1 protein-coding gene is annotated in these 214 nt (G+C 49.1%); it reads right to left on the bottom strand.

The window, feature by feature from the left end:
- A partial coding sequence (locus H4J50_RS19415; RefSeq protein WP_182198127.1) for a transposase domain-containing protein occupies positions 1-214 on the bottom strand: 214 nt, incomplete at both ends.

The raw sequence follows: 214 nt of genomic DNA, 5'->3' as shown, positions 1-214 counted from the left end.
GGTGCACGAAATTGCGTTCCATCGACAGAAAATAACCGGAGTCCATACCACGTATCATCAGCATCTTCTTCTTGTGTCCAATGGGCTGCACATAGGTGAAATAAGGCTTGGAGGGGGTCGCTACTCAGGCGCTGTCTCGCTTGAGGAATAGCACTTGGAGCAACCGTATCGCCCAGGGTATCAGTGAGTGTTAAATCTAACTTCTCAACAACGT

Origin of the sequence: Colwellia sp. 6M3, assembly GCF_014077595.1 — a bacterium.
Taxonomy (GTDB): domain Bacteria; phylum Pseudomonadota; class Gammaproteobacteria; order Enterobacterales; family Alteromonadaceae; genus Cognaticolwellia.
Note: the sequence above shows the minus strand (reverse complement) of the source record. Positions and strands in the feature narration are given on the sequence as shown.